The sequence below is a fragment of the Bradyrhizobium campsiandrae genome, assembly GCF_014529705.1.
In the GTDB taxonomy this organism is placed as follows: Bacteria; Pseudomonadota; Alphaproteobacteria; order Rhizobiales; family Xanthobacteraceae; genus Bradyrhizobium; species Bradyrhizobium campsiandrae.
Genome location: NZ_JAANIH010000084.1, coordinates 19,619 through 35,160 on the forward strand (window position 1 = coordinate 19,619; position 15,542 = coordinate 35,160).

The 15,542-nt window shown below is 64.0% G+C and carries 11 protein-coding genes and 2 pseudogenes; 4 read left to right on the forward strand and 9 right to left on the reverse strand.

The features are described 5' to 3' along the window. The first annotated feature begins 1 nt into the window (after position 1). Both G8O24_RS37820 and G8O24_RS37825 read left to right on the forward strand, forming a co-directional pair. Entirely contained in the window at positions 2-2,137 is a 2,136-nt protein-coding gene (locus G8O24_RS37820) for a coiled-coil domain-containing protein (RefSeq protein ID WP_188107601.1), read from the forward strand. Next, positions 2,130-7,988 (forward strand): DEAD/DEAH box helicase, encoded by a 5,859-nt coding sequence (locus G8O24_RS37825; protein ID WP_188107602.1) that lies wholly within the window; start codon positions 2,130-2,132, stop codon positions 7,986-7,988. Before G8O24_RS37820 ends, G8O24_RS37825 begins: the two co-directional genes overlap by 8 nt. 14 nt (positions 7,989-8,002) lie before the next feature. On the opposite strand, the gene G8O24_RS37830 is transcribed toward G8O24_RS37825, so the two are convergent. From G8O24_RS37830 to G8O24_RS37850, 5 genes are all read right to left on the reverse strand, one after another. Continuing rightward, positions 8,003-8,515 carry a very short patch repair endonuclease gene (locus G8O24_RS37830; RefSeq protein ID WP_306666337.1) on the reverse strand — a complete coding sequence of 171 codons (513 nt, stop codon included), beginning with the start codon at positions 8,513-8,515 and terminating at the stop codon, positions 8,003-8,005. Positions 8,516-8,766: 251 nt separating this feature from the next. Then, complete coding sequence (locus G8O24_RS37835) at positions 8,767-9,840, reverse strand: relaxase/mobilization nuclease domain-containing protein (RefSeq protein ID WP_188107604.1); 1,074 nt, start codon at positions 9,838-9,840, stop codon at positions 8,767-8,769. Next, entirely contained in the window at positions 9,837-10,355 is a 519-nt protein-coding gene (locus G8O24_RS37840) for a MobC family plasmid mobilization relaxosome protein (RefSeq protein WP_188107605.1), read from the reverse strand. The genes G8O24_RS37835 and G8O24_RS37840 overlap by 4 nt, the downstream gene beginning before the upstream one ends. Positions 10,356-10,770: 415 nt before the next feature. Next, the gene (locus G8O24_RS37845) at positions 10,771-11,754 is read right to left on the reverse strand and encodes a ParB/RepB/Spo0J family partition protein (protein WP_188107606.1); all 984 of its coding nucleotides are present in this window, start codon (positions 11,752-11,754) and stop codon (positions 10,771-10,773) included. Beyond that, entirely contained in the window at positions 11,744-12,508 is a 765-nt protein-coding gene (locus G8O24_RS37850; protein ID WP_188107607.1) for a ParA family protein, read from the reverse strand. Before G8O24_RS37850 ends, G8O24_RS37845 begins: the two co-directional genes overlap by 11 nt. Before the next feature lie 326 nt (positions 12,509-12,834). Between G8O24_RS37850 and G8O24_RS37855 the strand changes: the two are divergent. After that, positions 12,835-13,292, forward strand: a pseudogene (locus G8O24_RS37855) (type IV secretory system conjugative DNA transfer family protein); the annotation flags it as partial. Between the two features lie 139 nt (positions 13,293-13,431). Here the strand turns inward: G8O24_RS37855 and G8O24_RS46420 are convergent. Next, entirely contained in the window at positions 13,432-14,199 is a 768-nt protein-coding gene (locus tag G8O24_RS46420) for a hypothetical protein (RefSeq protein ID WP_244646271.1), read from the reverse strand. Between G8O24_RS46420 and G8O24_RS37865 the strand changes: the two genes are divergently transcribed. Further along, on the forward strand, positions 14,135-14,335 hold the full coding sequence (locus G8O24_RS37865; RefSeq protein ID WP_244646269.1) for a WGR domain-containing protein: 201 nt from the start codon (positions 14,135-14,137) through the stop codon (positions 14,333-14,335). The genes G8O24_RS46420 and G8O24_RS37865 overlap by 65 nt on opposite strands. Here G8O24_RS37865 and G8O24_RS37870 read toward each other — a convergent pair. From G8O24_RS37870 to G8O24_RS37880, 3 genes and pseudogenes are all read right to left on the reverse strand, one after another. Continuing rightward, entirely contained in the window at positions 14,308-14,484 is a 177-nt protein-coding gene (locus G8O24_RS37870; protein WP_188107609.1) for a hypothetical protein, read from the reverse strand. The two genes, G8O24_RS37865 and G8O24_RS37870, sit on opposite strands and share 28 nt — an antisense overlap. A gap of 61 nt (positions 14,485-14,545) precedes the next feature. After that, positions 14,546-14,716, reverse strand: a pseudogene (locus G8O24_RS37875) (DUF736 domain-containing protein); the annotation flags it as partial. A gap of 166 nt (positions 14,717-14,882) precedes the next feature. Continuing rightward, the gene (locus G8O24_RS37880; protein ID WP_057196369.1) at positions 14,883-15,182 is read right to left on the reverse strand and encodes a DUF736 domain-containing protein; all 300 of its coding nucleotides are present in this window, start codon (positions 15,180-15,182) and stop codon (positions 14,883-14,885) included. Positions 15,183-15,542 lie beyond the last annotated feature (360 nt).

Here is a 15,542-nt window from a genome sequence, read left to right on the forward strand (position 1 = left end):
AGTGTCAAACGACAGCAACTTCGTGGTGGGCGTCTGCACGAGGACTCAGGGGCCGTCGGCCTTCGTCGAGGTGCGTGCGCAGTCGATCGAAGGCGCGATCACGGACATATCGGCGTCGTCCCATAATCTCTTCGGCAGAAGCGGCGAGATCGAGGTCAGGGCGGTGCGCCCCGCGCTGAAGCCGGGAGACTGGGTGCTCGCGCGTCCCACGCTCGAAGGTCCTCCGAAACGGCAGCGTTACGTCGCAGCGTCAGGCAAGCGGCTCGTCCCCTTCGAGGATCTGTCCGGCCTCTACGCGCCGGAAGCGGCCCGCAGGCTGCTGGTCGAAACCGGGCGCCAGGACGGCTTCGCGGGCGACAAGATCTTCCGCATCAGCGCGTCCGACATGATCGAGGTGCGGATGGCGGTCTCGTCCGATGGACGCTCGCGGATCGTCGATCCAAAAGACCTGAGGTCGCTGCCGCTCTGGTCCTACCAGGCGGACGCGCACATCCGTGTGCCGACCTCGACCGGCCATCTCGACCTCCTCGCCAAGGATGCCGCGGCGTCGCAGAGCGGGGTCGTCAACTGGAGCACGGACGCCGACTTCCTGGCGCAAGTCATTCAAAGCCTGGCAAGCGAGCGCGCGGAAGACGGCGCCCTAAATCAGGTGGCGACGCTCCTGTCTGGCCACGTCGCGAGGCTCGAGAACTCGCTCTCGGAGGCCGAGCGGCTCGATCCACGGGTTGGGCAGGAGATCATGCGCTCGAGACGGCTCGCCGACGTCATGAAGTCGCGCGACGACCTGCTCCGCGACTTCATGAACGTCCTTCGCTCGGATCCGGAAGTAAGGGCGCAGCTGACCGCCCGCATCGAGGAGCTCGCGACGGAAGCTGCTCAAGCCAGAAGCGAGACCCTCGTCCAGGAACGCACGGCCGCGCTCGAAGCCGACCTGAAGGAACGTCGCGCGGGCGGCGAGGCTGAGATAGCCGCAACGCTCCGCGAGCTTGAGGCGGCCGAGCTGGCCTCGATGACTGCGCGCCTGAAAACGGCAGAAGAGGCCGCGCTGGCGGGCATTTCGGCGAAGAAAGCAGAAGTCGAGACCGAGGTCGAGCTCCTCGCGGAGAGAAGTGCGCAGATCGAGGCGCAGAACGCCGCCGAGGGCGCCCGTCTCGCCGAAACGCAGCTGCTGCTGCGAACGCTCGACGCCGAACTCGCGAGCCGAAAGGACGAGATCGACCGCATCGTCCGCATCGAGTCGCTGCTGCACGCCCGAGGGAATGCGCCGGCGGAGAGAGCGCGGATTCCAGGGATCCGGCCCGTCAACGATGCGAAGCCGATCGCGATCGGCGAACTAGCGGCCTGGGTCGAAGCCAGCAAACTGCTGTCGGCGGCAGGCAAGCATCTCTGCGTTCGGGCCCTGACCGACCTGCTTTCTGGCAGCCTGCCTGTGCTCAGCGGGAGCGAGGTCGACGATTTCGTCGCGCTGCTGGCGGCGGCGGTCGGCGGAGGAAGGCATGTCTCGTTCGATTGCGACCCGACGGTGATCACGTTCGACGATCTCTGGGTCCGTCCCGCCGGCGGGGCGCCAACCGCGCTGGGCGAAGCAGTCACCGAGTGCGTCGGTCAGGGCGTGGTTCGCGTCTGCGTGCTCCGAAACATCGACCGGTCTGCCGCGCATCTCTGGGTGGAGACGCTGGCGGACAAGCTTCGCAGCGGCGTCATCCCTGAAAACATGCTGATCTGCCTGACGTTCGCGGAGCCGCCTAGCGAGGCGCTGGCAGAGGCTCTCAAGCGGCTCCCGTCCATCCACACGAGCGGCGCGATGGAGAAGGCCGGCGTCATTGCCGCGCTTGCGCGATCGTCTGCCGATCGCCTTGAGCGGCGCATCGAAATGTCGACGATCGAGCCAGCGTCCGGGCCCGCAGCCGCCGAAGCGGCCGGGAAGCTTCTGGTCAAAGACGTGCAGATCGGTTTCGCGGACGTCGACTGGTTCGCTCGCCTGGTGACGGTCGCCTCCGCGCTCCTCAAGAAAGACGCGGAAGATTTCATCCTCGCGGCGGCCCGCCGACGGGCGGCGGCCGAGAAGGGCGGCGCACCGAGCAACGGAAAGCCGGGTCTGCGCGTGATCGAGTCCGGAGGCGCGTCGAATGCTTGATCCGGTCGGCGGCTTCGAACGCATCAAGGACTTCTTCATCTCGTACGTCGAGACGGCGTTCCGGATTTCCGATCGCAGGACCGCTGCAGCGCGCCGATCGCTGCTCGAGTCGGAGGGAATGCTCGCGGCGGCGCCGTTCGTCGAGCCGGTGCTTCGTTACTTGGCGGCCAAGGAGCCTATCGAGAAGCTCATCGACGATCCGGCGCTCGATCGGCTTTCACGGGCCGGAAAGGTCGCATTCGCCGAGCTGTCACTGTCGGGATTGTTCGACGGCGAGCCTGCGGAGGGCGAGATCAAGCGCAAGTCGATCTTCGCGCCGTACGTCCATCAGAAGGACATGCTGCTCCGGGGCGTGCAGCCCGGAAAGCCCGGCATCGTGACGTCGGGCACGGGGTCGGGAAAGACCGAAAGCTTCATGCTGCCGCTGCTCGCGCAGCTTTCCGACGAAGCGGTCGGCTGGCCGGTCCCCGGACCAGGTTATCTGCAGGGCCGCTGGTGGCGCGGTTCGGAGCGGTACCGGGCGCAGAGAGGCTGCGAGACCAGGCGCGCGGCCATTCGTGCGCTCGTCCTCTATCCGATGAACGCGCTCGTCGACGACCAGATGGTCCGCCTCCGCCGAACGCTGGATTCGGACGGTGCCCGGGCCGTCATGGACGATCGCTTCAAGGGCAATAGGATCTTCTTCGGCCAGTACACCAGCGCGACGCCGGTCACTGGCTACGAGCGTCATCCGCGCCGGTTCGCCGATCCTGTGGAGAAGAAGCGCCGAGCGCGCCGGCTCGCCAAGCTGCGCGCCGACATGCGCTCGTTCGAGAAGAGCCAGAATGCTGCCCGCGCGCATGACGCAAAGAAGGCGGCCGACGCAGCAGCGGGAATCGCTCCGCCGGAAGACCCGACGCGCTACATCTTTCCGAGCGTGGACGGCGGCGAGATGGTCAGCCGCTGGGACATGCACGCCGCGCCTCCGGACATTCTCGTCACCAACGCGTCGATGCTCGGCACGATGCTGTCGCGTGAAGTCGAAGAGCGGATGTTCGAGGAAACCCGCGACTGGCTGCTAAGCGACGAAAAGGCGTATTTCTACCTCGTCATCGACGAGCTTCATCTGGTGCGTGGCTCGGCCGGGACCGAGGTCTCGTTCCTGATCAAGTCTTTGCTGCAGCGTCTCGGCCTTGACGATCCGGAGCACATGCACAAGCTCCGGATCCTCGCGTCCAGCGCCTCGCTGCCGCTGGACGAGGTCCGAGGGCTCCAGAGCTTGCGGTATCTGCGGGATCTCTTCGCGCCGTTCGGCACCTGCAAGGAAGCAGGCGACCTCGGGACGACGGAGACCGAATTCTGGCGCAGTTGCGTCGTGCCAGGCGAGGCGAACGTGCTCCCTTGGGACGGCCGGAGTCTCCCGCCGGAGCCCTTCGAGCGCCTGCTCGCGGCGAGCGATCCGGACCAGCACGGGTTCGTCGCCAAGATCGAGCCGACCGAAGAGATTCGATCCACACTCGCCGATGTGCTGGGCGCGCTTGGGATCGCGCGCGACGCACCGGACCGCGTAGCGCAGGCCGCCGTCCAGGCCGCCGCCGCCTTGACCGCGTCATGCCGAAGCGGCGACGGCGTCCGGGCGACCTCCGTCTCCGACATCGCCACTCGCCTTTTCGGCCACAGGACTCGGATCGACGCCGTCCGTGGGCTCATGCTCGTCCGCGCGCTGCCCGAGAGCAGGCACGTCGAGTTCAAGGCCAAGCTGCCCGAGGGCGTGCCGTCCTTCCGCTTCCACGGATTCATCCGGAACGTCGAAGGACTATTCGGATCGATCCGTGCCGTGCCGGACGGAATCGAAGTGGCGGACCTGACGACCGAGAGGGGCATCTCCCATGGCGTTCCGGCGCAAGGCGAGACGCGAGGCCGTCGCTTGTTCGAACTCCTATACTGCGAAGCTTGTGGAGAGCTCCTAATCGGCGGTCAGCGCGGCGACAAGAACTCCGGCGCCGTCGTGGAGATGCTGCCGTCGGCGGCGGACCTGGAGAACATTCCGGAGAAGGGCATCTCGGAATATTACGACAAGATGCTCTTCGATCAGTTCGCCGTCTTCTGGCCCCGAAGAGACGCATGGAAGGGATCCGAGAAGGGTTTCGACCGCTGGGAGCCGGCTTCGCTCGATCCCAACACCGGCGCGGCGACGGTCGGCAGCGACGTGCCGCCCGGCCACATCGGCGGACATCTGTACTTCCAGACCGACGCTGCCGTGACCGTGAAAAGGAGAGTGGCGTTCCCCAAGACGGCGCAGCCCTTCTGCTGCCCGAAGTGCTGGACCGACTATTCGTCCAGGCCGAGGGAAAGCCGGTCCCGCTCTCCGATCCGTGCGTTCCGGACCGGCGTCGGGAAGGCCTCGCAGATGGTCGCCACCGAGATGTTCGAGCTCCTGCACGCCATCGGCGCCGACGCCAAGAGCATCGTCTTCAGCGACAGCCGTCAGGATGCCGCGAACCAGTCGCTCGAGATCGAGCGGCTGCATCTCCGCGACCTTCGACGCGAGATACTCGTCTCCGCCGCGAGAGCGGCGCTCAGCGAGGCGGAAGCCACGTATCTGACGAAGGACCAGCAGAACGCGATGATCGTCGAGATGGCGAAGACCGATCCCGGCGCCATCCCAGCGATGATCGAGGGCTGGAAGAAAAACTCGGGCGGCGGCGCGATCAGCGTCCCGACCCGAAAGGTCCGTCTCGACCACCTGCTGCAGTTCTCCGTCAACAGCACGAGCGTGTCTCGCATCACGTCTGAGCTCGTCAGGCTGGGCATCCACCCCTTCGACGAGTTCGGCAGAAAGCGCTTCAACCGGCAACCTTGGTGGCAGGCGTTCAGCCAGACCGCTGACGAAGTCACGTTCTCCGGCGCGCTGACCCCCGTCCTGCGAGGCGACCTCTCGCAGGAGATCATGAGGAGCCAGTACGAGCTCATCGAGGACGTGATCTTCGCGAACAGCTTCTTCGCGATCGAGGAGACCGGCCTCGCGTACCCGTCTCTGTCAGAGGACGAGGGCGCCGCCGCGGACGAGATGGACGCATGGCTCCGCGTTTTCGCGAGCGGCAACCGCGTTCAGGAAGGTCAGTATTTCGATCCGACGGACTACAAGCAGTGGCACTCCGCGCAGGATGTCCAGGAATCGAACAAGGTGCGGCGCTTCGCGGACCAGATCTTCGGCGCACAATGGCAGATCGGCCTCGACGACGTGCTGAGGCGACTAACGGCGAAGGACCAGCTTGGCGGCACGATTCAGGTGGGAAAGCTCTATCTCAAGATCGCGCGGAAGGACGATCCGTACTGGCGGTGCGCCGCATGCGAGCGGGTGCACATGCATCGGGGCGTCGGCAGATGCACGCGCTGCTACGCGCCGCTGCAAGTGCCGCGAACCGGGCCCGTCGAGGAGCTTTGGGATTCGAACTTCCTCGGACGGCGGATCGTGCGCGGCGCCGAGCAGAGCATTCCGCGCTTCAGGCTGAAGTGCGAGGAGCTCAGCGGCCAGACCGACGACTTCTCCGACCGCCTGCGGCGGTTCAAGGACATCTTCGTCGGACTGGACAACCCGGTCGGCCAGCATGCGCAGGAGATCGACATGCTGTCGGTGACGACGACGATGGAGGTCGGCATCGACATCGGCTCTCTGCAGACCGTCTATCAGGCGAACATGCCGCCGCAGCGTTTCAATTATCAGCAGCGCGTTGGCCGCGCCGGCCGAAGAGGGCAGGCGTTCTCGTTCGTCACCACGTTCTGCCGCGGCCGCAGCCACGACGCATTCTACTTCCGTCATCCGGAGTCGATCACGGGAGACCCCCCGCCCGCCCCGTTCCTTGCGGTAGACCACAATCCCATCCCGCTGCGGCTGCTGCGAAAGGTATGGCTCCGGCAGGCGTTCGCGCTGGTGCGGAACGAAGCCATACGGGACGGGCTGCCGTATCCCGGGGACGATCTCACGCCGCCGGACGTGCACGGCGAGTACATCCCGACGACTGAGTTTTACGAGGCAGGCTCCGCCTGGCCGGACAAGCTCCGCAAGGCGCTGGACGAAACGGAGGAGGTCCGTCAACGCTTCATCCGGACGGCGGTGCTGAAGCCAGCGCAGCGCCAGCAGCTTCTCGACAGGTCCGCGCCCGAGACGCTCATGGGCGAGATCATGGGCCTCGCCGCGCAGAAGCCACGGGTGCGCGGCGGCCTTGCACAATTCCTAGCCGAGCAGGGGCTGCTGCCGATGTACGGCATGCCGACCCGCGTCCGGAATCTCTATCTCGGCGCGAGGCGCGAGCCCGGCGTCGTGCCCGAGGAGTACGACTGGAGCCTGATGGATCGGGACCTCGAGATGGCGATCTACGAGTTCGCGCCGGGGGCGGTTCTCGTTAAGGACAAGGCGCGGCACCGCGTCATCGGCTTCACGGGGCCCTTGCCCGAGCCCGAGCGGCGCGGAAGGGAAATCGTTGTCGATCCGCCCAAGTCCGACTGGTTCGGCGAGGCGACCCACGTGGCGTGGTGCGGCGCTTGCGGCGCTGCGAGCCACACGGCCGACCGTCCCGGAGGGCCGGTCACGTGCGATGATTGCGGAGTCGACATCGCCGAGGATACGTTCGACTATTACGTCTCGCCGAGCGCCTTCCGCACCGACTTCCGCCCGACCCCCAAGGACGTCGAGACGCCCGGTCAGATGGCGATCCGGACGGTCGCGACGATCCAGCACGACGGCGTTCCCAGCACGATCGGCAGTCTGACGGTGCATGCAGGCGCGGGCACCACGATCATGAACCTGAACAGCGGCGTCGAGGACGAGAACGGCCAAGCGAAGTTCTTCAGCGCTGACGTCGTCACCGACAACGACGTGCTGGGTTGGCAGAAGAACGTCACCGTTCCCGAGCAGGCCATCGATCCGGACATCGAGCGGATCGCGGGGAGCCCAAGATGGACCCTTACCGTGCCGCTCGGCATGCGTTTCGGGCTCCTCGCGCGCAAGGAGACCGACGCGCTCTTCCTCGAGGCGACCGGCTTCAATCGCCGGCTCAACCTGGATCTCGTTGCCCGGCGCGGCCTTCGGTCTAGAATTGGCGCCAGGTCGGCGGCCGTCAGCGCGACGCATCTGCTGGTGCAGAAGGCCGCGCTCGTTCTCGACGTGGCTCCGGACGAGTTCGAGGCTCTGGAGCCGCGACTCAGAGGCGACAGCCCGATGCTTCAGGTCGCGGACACGCTGATCAACGGATCCGGACTCTGCCGGCGGCTTGGCGAGCCAGGGTTCGATGGCCGTCCTCAAATCGTCCGGCTGGTCGAGAATGTCATCGGAGACGACGGGCAGTGGCCTCTCAAGGACTTTCTGAAGGAAGATCACGTCACTCGCTGCTCGACGTCGTGCGACGTGTGCGTGCAGCAATATCAGAACCGCAGATACCATCCGCTGCTCGACTGGAGGCTGGCCCTGGCGTACCTGCGCGGGATGATGGACCCGCGCTATGCTTGCGGGCTCGACGGGAATTTCGACGGGCACCCTGAGCTTCGAGGTTGGCTCGATAAGGCCCACTCTCTCGCCCAGGACGTTACGTCGATGCGACCGAGGACGCTTCGCTGCGTTCGCGTCGGCCCCCAAGGGCGCATCCCGTGCATCGAGGAGCGCACGGTGGATGGACGGCTCGCGCGGCGCTACGCGGTCGTCCATCCGCTTTGGAGACTAGATACCGCCTCGGTGCGGGAATTCGGCATCGCCCCGGACGGCAATCAGCTCTGCTTCGTCGACACGTTCGATCTGGAGAGGCGGCCGCTGAACGCCTTGAGGTTCGCCGCTGTCCGTCCAGAGGACAACGCTCTGGCGCGACGAGAAGGCTGATGTCTTGACGGCAGTCACCGCGTGTTTGGCGACCGGGCGATGACTCTGCGGCGGATAATTCCAGCGAGCTTTCGGGGATCTTTCGCCTCGCACTCCCAGATGCGGACACATCGCCAGCCGGCCTTTCGCAGATCGGCGGCGGCGCGCGCGTCCCTGCGTACATTCCGGTCGAACTTGGCGGTCCAATATTCGACGTTCGAAGCGGGCGTAGCGGCTCTTCCGCAGTCGTGCCTGTGCCAGAAGCAGCCATGCACGAACAATGCGATGCGCCTCGACGCGAAAACCAGGTCGGGCTTCCCGGGCAGATCTTTTCGGTGAAGTCGGAACCGAAGCCCCAACGCATGCGCCACCTTGCGCACCGCCATTTCTGGCTTGGTGTTTTCCGAGCGGACCTGGGCCATCGTCCATGAGCGGAGGGACGGATAGCTTTCCTTCGAACTGTGGGTATGCATTGCAGCTCGCTTAGCGGCCTTCAGGTAAGGCCGTTTGGGACGTGCTCGGACAGTTGCTCTGCGATGGACTGCCATTGCGCGTCCATTTAGCTCTCAGCGAAGGCGCTTTCCAGCGCCGTACAAGATGTAGTCGAGCGAGTCCAGGGGGTGCTCGTCGTTTATATCGAGGAAACCGCTCCGCAGCGACGAGGTCATATCCCGCAGCGCTGCTGCGGCCTTGACCAGCCGTGTGCCCCTCTGCGCCGGCCGGTCTAATCTCCGGTCAGGCACGACAGCTGCCGGAGATTCGATTTAGCTCAACGTGGCATCTGATAACGCCGGTTCGATCATCTCGTCCGCTTATCGTCTCGCTTGTGATCGCGTACGTCGCCATCGCGCCCCTGCTCTGCACTACGACGCCTGCTACTAGCAAGCTCGGAAAGCTCGTTCCTCAGCGCATGCCGTCGAGTTTCGACAGTGGGCATCTCGTCGACGAATTGTCGAACCTGGCGAGCCAACTCGTGATCGGCTGTCAACTTAGATCGGTGGAGCTCGGCAGCATAATCGAGATATCGCCGCCGGATCGCCTCCTGACGTGACTTAATCTGTTCTTCCCAGGGACGTTTGACGGTCCTACCAACCCTCCCCCCCGCAAGCACCTCCTCCCGGGCAAGCCGATTTACATCTGGTGTGATCTTTCGCTTGCGCATCGCGCGGACCGCCCCGCGATCGGCCTTTCGAACCCGTCCGCGGGTTCGCCGCGGCGTTGCCTCTGCCGCGATCCCGCGAAGCCGGAGTTCGCCAGCGAACCGGTCCCGCCAGGCCTGAAGATCCGCCTTGCGGGGGTTGAGGCGCCTGCCATCATGGCCCAGAGACCGAACGGTCAAGTGCACATGGGGATGCTTGTCATCGAGGTGCTGGACAAAGACGAAGTCGTGGTTGCCCCCGAACGTCTCGATGGCAAATGCGCGGGCTGACTCTTTGACAGCGACAGCGTCGGTTCCGGCCGGCATCGACAGAATGATGTTAATCGAAAGCGATCCATCACGGCGGCGCTTGCCGTCGAGACCGACATCATCCTCCCAGCGTTGCTGCAGATCTTTCAATCCGGAACGACCCGCCAGCGTCGCGCCCTGCTCCGTTTCCCCATCGAGCTCGCCGTTTCGCGTGATGTATGCAAGGTGTGACTTGAGATGCAACACGTCCTTTGTGCGACCGGTGATCTTGACCATCACCTCTGGTGCTCGGCGAACGATGCGTTCGAGCTTTGCACGCATCGCTGGCGTGAGGCGACCAGGAGCGGCCGGATCGGGAATATCCCACTCGGCCCGCCGCGGGCGCCGATTAGGCGTTTCCCAGACGTACGAGATCGGCGGAAGATCGGAGGCTAGCCCGGTCGGCTGCGGTGAGCGCCGGCTCATCGCCGTCCATCCCAATAATCTGCGTTGCCATGTAGGGCATTACGCAATTGCGCCAGCTCTCTTTCGATGACCAGTTTGGCCTCTTGAATTGCGGACAGATCGGGCTCGACCGCCCTGCCCTGCAGCACACTGGCGTTTGCGGCGCGCGCGATCTGGTTGATGTTGCCACCGATCCGGTTGAGCTCGCGAACGATCGAGCGAAGCGCCTCATGCTCGCTCGGGGAATGCTGCACTGGTGACGCCAGTCGCGAGCGCACCAGGGCGACGATCCAGCCAGTTCGGGTCATGCTACGCTGATGTGAAACCTCCGCAAGCTGCCGCATCTCGCCCTCGCGAAGTCGCACCGTCACCTTCTCCGGTCGTCCAACAGGTATCGCCAAGATACGCGGCGTTGGTGCGGCTAGTGCATCAGCAATGAGACGCCGCAGCAGCGCGGATTTGCCGCCCTGGGTAGCCGCAAGAGCTGAGAACTCCGCCGCGACATCGTCGGAGACGCGAAGCGAGATCAGAGCCATGCAGTCCAGTCCCAATCGCGATGTAATACATCGCTGGCGCGACGCCTATCCTGCACTAGGAAACAAAAAATTTTGTCCCTTGATGTTGGTTCAAACCAACACTCTCTGCATTCACCGCCCGCCGCTGTAAAGCGATCGAGGGCCTCTGCCCTCTGAGCCGACCTCTGCTCGCCGCGGTCGTTTGGCGAAGTAGGCATCACGAATATCGACCCGCCGGCAAGCGAGGAAACAAAGGTACTAGCTGACACTGGTACAGTGGATCGCGACTTTCCAGCAGCCTCCGGCCTCTCTACGGCGCTGGAGGGAGCGCGTTCGGCCTTCGGCTGCGCTAACGCGCCATCCTTCGGATGGGAAAGTCGCTTCGCCGGCGTACACTGATAGTCTGCCGCCGCGGCAGCGAAAGTGGCGAACGAGTTCATCTCGACAGGATCTCCACGATTGTAAGCGCCGATGCCGGAACTTCTTCTTCGTGGTCCGCGCCGTCGACCAACACCACAGCGTGACGGGAGCCTTGTGTCGCGAGCCGATCGATAACAAGCTGTCCGGTCCGATCTTGATACCGGACCCTGATTGCCAGCGATGCTGCCGGTTTCGATTGCGAAACGACACGAGTTTTTGGATGACCCTCCGTTGCCGCTTCGCGGTCGTTCACTGCGTTGCGCGGGAGCACTGCTTCCGGGAGGGGATCGGAGTTTTCGGATCGAGGTCGCCCAACCGGCAATTCGTTTCGTCGATTGGTGCGGCCGCCCTCCCCACGAACGTCTCGGGCCAATTGTCGAGCCTGTGCGTCGGTGAAGCTGTCTTGCGTCGCGCATCGCTGCTCGATCTCGTCGGGATGCGTGCGCCAGACCTGATAGAGTTCATAAAGAGCACGGATCGAACTGCCCTCGAGCCGCGCCCGAAGGAAGTCCGGCATGGCTTGAACCGATGCGTAGCGGGATACCCAGTCCCTTGGCTTGCCAAGCTTGCGCGAGATCTCCGCCTGGGTATCGCCGGCATCCAATCGGTCTGCAATGAACCTGGCGATCTCTTGCGCGCGCAAATCATCCCGCTGGATATTCTCGATCATCTGAGCGTATCGGTCGGGTAAAGCGACGTCTTGGATGAACGCGGGCATTTCAAGCAACCCCGCGTGCTGCGCGGCGCGGTACCGGCGCGCACCCATGGCGATGACGAAGCGTCCATCCTCAGTAGAAGGTCGAAGCACGATGGGTTGCAGCACGCCATGTTCGGCAATCGATTGGGAGAGCTCCTCCAACTCCTGTTCGCCGAAGGTGCGGCGTGGTTGATCGGGGTCTTCGTCAATGCAGCCGATCGCGACCAGAAGCGGCCGTCCAGTTAAGTCGCAAGGGTTTGCCGCGACGTCGACGAGCTCCTTGAAGCTGAGATCAAGCGTCATTCGTCGTCTCCTGATCGAGCCGTTCTACGATCTTGGCCAGAACCGCGCGGATTTCCCGACCGGCTTCTTGCGCCGAGCGACGCTTCAAGCTCCAAACCGGCACCCGCTCCGCAACGGCTTCAGCATAGCCGTCCCGTGCAACGATCTGGCCTGGGAACACGTATTTGCCCGCTTCGCGCAACAACTGCTCCAAGTGCGTTCGTTGACGAGGCGACTTGGTGTTGAAGTTCGATGGCAGCAGGCCGAGGAATCGCGTGTCTTGGCGACCGTAGCGTCGTTGCACCCCGATCACGGTCTGCATCAGGGCCTTGACGCCCTTTACGGAATAGTCTTCCAGGTAAATCGGCGCCAACACATGCGAGGCCGCGACCAAGCAGGCGACGCTGCGAAGGCCAAGCGATGGCGGGGTGTCGATCACACAAACATCGAATCGGTCGGCGGCCTCAGTCAGGTTCTGCTGCAGAGTCGTGACAGCTGCAGCATTGCCGCGATCAATATCCGTCAATGAGCTGTCGGCCGGCGCCAGCGTGATGCCGTTGTTTTCGCCAGCGACAAACCGGGTCGCCGGCTTGAAGAGGTCAGCCGCCGAAATCGACCCCATATGCTGCTTGAGCGTGTCAGTCGCGTTGCCCTGCGCATCGACATCGATCATCAGAACCCGGCAGCCCGCTTCCGCCATGAACCACGCCAGATGCACGGCAAGCGTCGTCTTGCCGACGCCGCCCTTTTGGTTGTTGATGACGATCGTGTTCACCGGGTCGACCTTGGTGCAACCATCTGCGCTTCATCCATGTTCTTCCATACCGTGCTTCGCTTACCGGCTCGGTCTTGATTTGACCGGCGTCTTCGTCCTGGGTGTTGGTTTGAACCAACGCCCACTGCGAACCAGCACGCGGCAGAATCCTGAAAGCCGGGTACAAAATCCCCTGCCAGAAGAGTCAGGTGGGCCGAGCCACAGGGGAGCGAGGCGCTCAGTCGAAATGAGGTTCGCATCGATTGGGCAGGCGCACACCGGAGTTGAAGCAAGACAACGAAAACCAAATGTGTGTGCCCCCAAGCCGTGTTGGTTCAAACCAACACGTTCTGAGGCCCGCCCGCGGCGCCCTCGGGCGCAAATACGGCATCAACCAGCTAATGCTCTACCAGTTGATCAAGATGACCGAAGCCAATCGCGGTCGCGATGCGACGAGCAACTGGTTCGAACGCGGCGTCCTGCATCTCGTTCTCGGCGATCAACTATCCCGAGACAGTGGACTATATCTCGAAGCGTTGCGGCGACACCACCGTGCAGGGCTTTCGGCTCAGTCAGTCCTCGCAGATGTAGGCTTCGTCGCGGACACGATCCAAGCAACTCGTCCGCCGCCAGCTGATAATGCCGCTCATAGTGCTCGCACGCGAACCGACGAACAGATCGTCTTCACGGCTGGCAATCCGCCCTGCGATGCGGCCGCTGTTTTCACCGACACTCGCCTGCATGTCAGCCGTCGGAATCAGATTGCGACGTTGCTTCGGGAAATAAGGCTTCGGGGCTTGAATGACGATCCAAGGATGTGTTCACGGCCTGCGAGAGGATCGTCACGCGCATGCGCGGAGACCGCGTGCGGGCTCCGGGAGCGCCGCGTTGGCGGCGCGAGTAGAGCCGTCCCCGAAGGGGCTCGCCCCATGCCCTCGGAGCGATTATCGCGAGGAAGACGGTTCCGGGAAATTGGCGCGCAAGTACTCGGTCGCCGCCTCCGCCGTCGCGAAGGAAGCGAGTTCAAGCATCCCCTCGTCGGGCCGCTGCGGCTGCCGGATCACCGTGACCCGGCCTTCGTCAAGACAGGTACGGGGCTGCTCGCGGAACCGCACCCATTCGGCCTGCTTGGCTTCGGCCAATACGCAGGCAGCATCGTAGTCATCCGCAATGCCGAGATGGGTCGACCGGTCCCATGCTCCGCCGTTCAGGCACCGAATCTCGATGCGACCATCCGGACGGGTGAGCCCGTAGGGACGATCCCACCATTGATCGAGCTCTGCCTTACTACGCTCTTCGTTCGGCGTCGCGTCAAAGGCCTTGGGCAGTTTCGGGTCGAGTGGAATCCGGCTCGGCATGGCGTCCTCTGATCGAAGGGAAAATGCCAGAGAACGGGCCAGAATGGGAGCTGAATCTGGCCGGCCCGGCACGCCAAATGGCTGATGCTCGTCTTCGGCGCCGCTACGACTGCCCTCATCGAGGGATCGCTCGTCCACGGGCAATCGACCTATCAGGAAAATGAATCGATCGATCTTGTTCGATTCAACAATCCATTTGGACACAGATTCCAGATGACGGGAGAATCGCTGGATGCCCCAGCTTTCACCCGACCATGTCCATCTTCGTCGTGTCGACACAACGTGCAATATGCGGCGGTTCTGCCAGCTGTCCTTGCAGCCAACCTTGTTCGGCGGCGTGGCGATGGTCCGCAACTGGGGCCGGATCGGCACGAGTGGTCAGACGATGATAAAAACGTTCGACGACAGCGCGAGAGCTGGCGAAGCGTTTGACCGGCTTGAGCGAACGAAGCGCCGCCGGGGCTATGCCCCGGCGGCGGAGAGCCGCTGATCGGCGGGCGACGCGTCGCCGGACCTGGTTGGCTGGTTGCGTCGCCGGATCAGCTCGGCAAGTTGCGCTTCGAGTGCCTCGCGCTCCGCGGGGCTGAACAGGCAGTTGCGCAGCTCTGCGCGCAGTTCCTCGATAACGTCGACCGTCATGACCTTCTCTCCATTTGAAACGAAGAAGGCCCCGCCTCGCGGCGGAGCCCTCTTGGCAGCCTCAGTCCCGGTTAGGCCGGGACCAGATCAGCTGGAGACCTTCCGCACCCTCGACCTCGGTCAGGGTGGCGTAGATCGGGGCGGGGAAGCTCGGATCGTCCAGCTTGACGGAGAGGTAGTCGCGCTCGGTGTCCTTGGCGGTCTTCTGCCAGGCAGCACCCAGCTCGACGTTATGCGGTGCACCGCATAACGTAGATTATGCGTAGCGCGGGATTATGCGGAGTCGTTGGCTGGTGGCCGCGGTTTTCAAGGGCTTTTGTGGCGGCGACACTCCGCATAATCCCGTGGAGAGAAGCCGCGGCGCCTCGCTCGAGGCGAGGCGCCGCAAGGCCTGCGGATCAGCGCGACCAAACCAGCGCGTAGCCGTCATCGACCGCGACGAGGTTGGCGTAGATCGGCGCCGGGAAGGACGGGTCGTCGAGCTTGACCGAGTGGTAGACGGTGTTGTTGTCCTTGGAGGTCCGCTGCCACGCGGCACCTATCTCGACATTACCGACCACCACGCGCAAGTTCGGAGCCTTCTCGTTCTCAGAGGGTTCGGCCGGAAGGAAGCGCGCCTTGAAGTTGAGCGAGAGCGTCTTGATGGTGCCGGTGTAGGAGCCGTCTTCGGCGCGGGTGAAGGTGCCAATCTGAGCCATGGTAATCTCCTGTTGCTGTTCCCAAGCCCGCGACCATCGCGGCCTTGATGGCGATCTCTGAGCGCCGCAACGACCGGCCCGCAGCCTCTGGCCCGCAGCGCAGCGGAGGATGGCGGGCTGAGCGATCTTGTTGCCTCGCGAGGAATGCCGCCGCTTGGCGGCAGGGGAAGAAGATCGCGAACAAGCCATTGCGGGTAAAGGTCGGCGAGCGCAGTGAGCGTATTGTGGCGCGTGATCCGCCAGCAAAAGGCCGGTATGGACGTGGGGCCAAACAGCCCGACAGGAGAGTAACGGCTCAAAGGCATCACCACCGCCGCGACGGCGACACCATCACAGCAAGCGCGATTGAGCCACAGCGCT

What these genes read in the sequence shown, in the direction of transcription:
- G8O24_RS37825 (WP_188107602.1), top strand. Translation starts at nt 2,130, where the DNA reads ATGCTTGATCCGGTCGGCGGCTTCGAACGCATCAAGGACTTCTTCATC.
- G8O24_RS37830 (WP_306666337.1), bottom strand. Translation starts at nt 8,515, where the DNA reads ATGGCAGTCCATCGCAGAGCAACTGTCCGAGCACGTCCCAAACGGCCT.
- G8O24_RS37835 (WP_188107604.1), bottom strand. Translation starts at nt 9,840, where the DNA reads ATGAGCCGGCGCTCACCGCAGCCGACCGGGCTAGCCTCCGATCTTCCG.
- G8O24_RS37840 (WP_188107605.1), bottom strand. Translation starts at nt 10,355, where the DNA reads ATGGCTCTGATCTCGCTTCGCGTCTCCGACGATGTCGCGGCGGAGTTC.
- G8O24_RS37845 (WP_188107606.1), bottom strand. Translation starts at nt 11,754, where the DNA reads ATGACGCTTGATCTCAGCTTCAAGGAGCTCGTCGACGTCGCGGCAAAC.
- G8O24_RS37865 (WP_244646269.1), top strand. Translation starts at nt 14,135, where the DNA reads ATGCGGCGGTTCTGCCAGCTGTCCTTGCAGCCAACCTTGTTCGGCGGC.
- G8O24_RS37870 (WP_188107609.1), bottom strand. Translation starts at nt 14,484, where the DNA reads ATGACGGTCGACGTTATCGAGGAACTGCGCGCAGAGCTGCGCAACTGC.
- G8O24_RS37880 (WP_057196369.1), bottom strand. Translation starts at nt 15,182, where the DNA reads ATGGCTCAGATTGGCACCTTCACCCGCGCCGAAGACGGCTCCTACACC.